Source organism: Pseudomonas spartinae, assembly GCF_965197125.1.
Lineage (GTDB): Bacteria > Pseudomonadota > Gammaproteobacteria > Pseudomonadales > Pseudomonadaceae > Aquipseudomonas > Aquipseudomonas composti_A.
Genome location: NZ_CBDAMB010000024.1, coordinates 1 through 4204, shown reverse-complemented (window position 1 = coordinate 4204; position 4204 = coordinate 1). Strand labels below are relative to the sequence as shown.

Genomic DNA, 4204 nt, shown 5'->3' with positions numbered 1-4204 from the left:
CTCCCTTGCAAGCCGCGACCTGGTTGAAGTTGTGGGTCAACGACGGTTTGCTAAAGCGCGGCCAGCTATTACACGAATGACCCGGAACCTTTAGGCTAGCGCTCTCTCTTTGGCCACTCCGAGCGCTATGACTCACCGCATCATGCATTTCAAACAGCAAGCCTTGCTTGACCCGGAGACCTATCAGGCAATGCTGGCCGACGGCGTTGGCCACTGGGAGCGGCTTGCAGGAGAAGTCGTCGGCATAGAAGACGAAAAAATCCACGAGTTCGCTGCATTGAAAAGCCTGTTCAAGCGCAAGCGGTACTCCTATGACACGCTGGAAATGCGCGAGCCAGGCGATCACTCAAACTGGCTTCGCGGCCGAGATGGTTCAGAAGGTATGACCAACGAGGTCACCAGTATCCCAGGGCTAAAAGAGCTCTCAGAACTGGAGATTTAGTCGGTCGGCAGGCCAGCGCTCAAGCGCTGACCTGGGCCGCATAACCAAGCTCCTGGATCAGCTCGCGGATCGATTCGGCACTTTCTGTGCTCTCAACGGTGACCTTGCCGGCCGCTCGATCCACTTCTACTCGTGCATCCTGATCCAGAGCTTGAATGGCCTTCGTGATTTTGCTCACGCAACTGCCACAGCCCATCCCCGCAACACTCAGACTAAACATGTCTTTCACCTCATTTCGTCCGCGGCTCAAGTTACCGCACGGACAGCATCGACCTTGACACGATGGCAAGGTCAAGCCCGTAAGCGCTACAAAAGGATCAGCCGTTTACCACGGGCGTAAGGATGGGGGTTGGTGAACACACCACGACATGCCTTGCGCCCCTCGTCAGTGCGACGTATAGATTCTGGGGGGTCATAAGCTCAGGATGCAGGACAACCGAGACATCCGCCTCCAGCCCCTTGAGAAGTAATGTGCTGCCTACAGAGCGTCTTGCGATCGGTCGGGCAAGGTGTCTATTGCGCTCTCGCGCTTGAATGGCTGCACTCAGAAAGTCGGCAGCACCTCCCACCACCGCTTGCATTGCAGACCGGCAGCAGTACAGAACCTCCGGTCGGTATACACGTGCCCCGTGCTGCTCAGCGAGCGTATCGATCACACGGAGCGCTTGCCCCAATGTTGGCGCTGCTACGAAATCGATCGCCGCAGCCTCGGCCGCGGTCGGAGGCGTTCGGGCCCTTCCTGCACGCAGCGACTCCACGCGCGTTCGCAGGTTTGCTGCACCTACCCCCGTCATTACGCTGGAAGCAAACTCCACAAGTTGTGCCAGAGCATTGGCACCCTGCAAGTCAAAGTTCCTGGCGAAGTTGACGAGATCTCTCAGGTCGACGGCTTCTACGGCCATGGCACCGGGTGTCTGGCTCGTGAGCTGATGGCGACCTTGCACGTTGATGGAGTCCCCGATGATGAGGACGCTACCCTGAGCGTTGGGAGCTTCGGTTCTCGCGGCCACCAGTCGCTGCTGAACTTCGGTTCCGGCGTTTAGCTGCACCCAACGCACTTCTGCTGGAGCCGTGCGCAGATCCACCGGCTGACCAGCTTGAAGTTGTTGCCTTATGGCGAGCAGCCACTGCCCGAGGTTCTCAGCTCCAGCCAGCCGCCAGCGCCACGGTATCCTCAACTCTCCCGCTGCGGGAAACAGGGGTTGCACCTCATTCGCCCAATGCACCAGTCGATTGCCACGGAAGCTGAATATGGCTTGCATCGGGTCACCGAGCACGCAGGTCGGAAGCACCTGGGCCAAACGAGACACGATGGCGTGCTGGACGACGTTGCAGTCTTGGTACTCGTCGACAAGCAACCGTGCATAGGTGGCGCGAAGGGGCTGAGCGAGGTGACCGGCCTGCAACAACTGCATGGCGGCCTCCCGAATTGCCGGGTAGTCAGTATTGGGTTGATGCAGCTGTAGGATCTGCGGGTTATGGCCGCTTCGCGCTGGGAACTTAGCGATCAGGCGCATCGAGAATCCGTCAATGGTGGAGACTCGATATGCGGAGTTAGGAACACCGGCTCGTCTCAGGCGCGCCCGTAAGGCCGCAACGCCGGCGTTCGTATGTGTCAGGACGAGGATGGGTTTGCTCTGCGTATGCGCGATGAGCGTCTCGGCAATCAATTGCGTTTTTCCACAACCTGCGGGGGCCGTTATGGAGCCACGCTCGATAGCGAAAAGATCAATCTCAGGGGGCACTTGTAAACGTCCAGAGCTGATTCGTGACTGCCATGAAGCCCGGTTCGGCGTTCTGTAAAGACGGACCGACGATGTCCCTTGCAACCTCCTGATAGGTTGTCAGAGACTTGAACCAGCCGCTGTTGCGGATACGGGATGCGGTTCCCAGCAGCTCTCGTCTCTCAGGTGAGTACCCATCCACGAGTCGCTTGGCTCGGATATCGTTCAGCGTCACGCGGCCTTGGGACTTCGTCTGAATGTGTGCGTTCATCAGCTCTGCACCCACTATTGTTTCGGCTTTCGCCAGAAGTGCATCGAGTGCTTGCTCACTGAGATGGCGGAAGATCTCGTCCTCCAACGTGAGGCCTGGTCGCCATGTAAGAATTTGCCCGCCGGCGGCCAAGAATGCTTCAGCGAGCCCCGCGGTCGAAGGCTTGTCGGCATCTACAAAAACCATCACGCGGTAACCCAAGTTCAGAAGTGCTGTTCCCCGGATAAGACTGTTATCGGGGCTTCCCCCGCCGGCGTCCACATACGCGCCGCCATGGGCCAGGAATGAGGTAGCGCCAAGACTGACCCACCATTGGTCAAGGCCACGCGCGAAGCCAACCTCGCTGGCCCCCTCGCAAACGATGATGGATTTGGCGAGGAATGCTTCGGGGTCCTTCCGAAGGGTACTTTGTACCTCGTTGGCTTCCCCAGCTGGCATAACACTGTGGCGCTGAGGTGCTGACCGAACAACGAATAACTGGCTGCCGGACAGCTCGCGCAGCGCGACCGGCGAGTGCGTCGTCATGAACACTTGCAACGGAGCGGCAGCGTCCTTTGCACCCAGCGAGTCCAGGAATCGCATGAGCCGATGAGGTTCAAGCCCGTATTCCACCTCATCAACCAGGGCAATTGGCGCGGCGCTGGCCGCAGCCCTTTGAAGCCCTGCCACTAGCAAGCGTGACGAGCCCGTGCCAAGGGAGCGCAGCGGAATACCTGTTTCACTGTGCAGCGCGATCGCCCCCTCGCCAATCGACACAGAATGTGCGTCAAGGAGCGCCTGAGGCATAGCCCCGACCGAAACGCCAAGATGCTGTGCTGTGCGTTGCACGACCTCAAGCGTCTGGGTCAGATGTTCGGCTGCTTGATTGCCAAAGTTCGCTCTTGCTTGCCTAGCGGCGCGCGCCAGTTCAGCACCAAGCTCGGCGCGCTCATCGGTAAGTCGATTGAGCACTGAGCCACGACTCCACGACAGGTTCGAGCTCGCAAAGCTGCCGATACGGGCGGGCGCTAGTGCCGCTCGTTCTTTCCAGGGAAGAGTGCGTTCAAGTTGCTGCTGCTCCGCGCGCTCGGAGAAAAGTGTCCAAACAGGCTCCAAATCGGCACCAACTTGCAGACGCAAGGTGATGACGGTCTCCAGCCCCGCTCGCGGTTCGTCTTCGACTTCCCCCGTACCGGGATGGAATCCACGCAAGAACTCGCCGTAGACATCAATATCCATCAGCGATAACGGCAGATCGCCAAGCGCCACGCTGATGGTGATGGGTACATCGACGTTTAATGCGAAGAAGTCCATGTCGCCGAACGTGCCGCCTCGGCGGGCGCCGACGCAAAGGTCAATCGCATCTAGAATGCTGGACTTTCCACTATCGCCAGGACCTATGAGGCAGTTAATTCCTGGGGCCGGCACCCAGTCGAGCGCCTGGATAGATCGGAAGTTGCTGATAATCAGTCTGCGAATGCGGGCCACGGAGAGTCCTCATGGGTTAACGACGACCAGTCTCCTACCCGCAGCGGCAACAGTCCATCGAACGTCACCTCGTCACTATGTGTTGCGACAGATAGGTCGGACCGGAAACTACCGTACGGCATTTTCCGGTCAGATGCGCTTCTGAATAATCACCTGGTCGGTGGTATGGAAGCCTATCCGATGTCCGTTGATTTCAACCTCAGAGCATTGAAGACCACCGACGCCGAGCTGACACTCATCGCCAGCGCAGCAATCAAGGGCGACAGAAGATGCCCCGTCAGCGGGTACAGCAGCCCCGCT

General features: G+C 58.8%; 4 protein-coding genes. 1 reads left to right on the top strand and 3 read right to left on the bottom strand.

The window, feature by feature from the left end; translation table 11 throughout:
• Positions 1 to 127 precede the first annotated feature (127 nt).
• Positions 128 to 442: a hypothetical protein gene (locus ACN8M7_RS25815; RefSeq protein ID WP_282340292.1), complete on the top strand. Its 315-nt coding sequence runs from the start codon at positions 128 to 130 to the stop codon at positions 440 to 442.
• Positions 443 to 461: 19 nt separating this feature from the next.
• Here ACN8M7_RS25815 and ACN8M7_RS25810 read toward each other — a convergent pair whose 3' ends face one another.
• The 3 genes from ACN8M7_RS25810 to ACN8M7_RS25800 form a co-directional block, all read right to left on the bottom strand.
• A complete protein-coding gene (locus ACN8M7_RS25810) occupies positions 462 to 662 on the bottom strand; it encodes a heavy-metal-associated domain-containing protein (RefSeq protein WP_280066449.1) in 201 nt (66 codons plus the stop codon).
• Positions 663 to 759: 97 nt separating this feature from the next.
• Positions 760 to 2187 (bottom strand): UvrD-helicase domain-containing protein, encoded by a 1428-nt coding sequence (locus ACN8M7_RS25805; protein ID WP_282340285.1) that lies wholly within the window; start codon positions 2185 to 2187, stop codon positions 760 to 762.
• Positions 2177 to 3904 (bottom strand): ATP-dependent nuclease, encoded by a 1728-nt coding sequence (locus tag ACN8M7_RS25800; RefSeq protein ID WP_004374677.1) that lies wholly within the window; start codon positions 3902 to 3904, stop codon positions 2177 to 2179. Before ACN8M7_RS25800 ends, ACN8M7_RS25805 begins: the two co-directional genes overlap by 11 nt.
• Positions 3905 to 4204 lie beyond the last annotated feature (300 nt).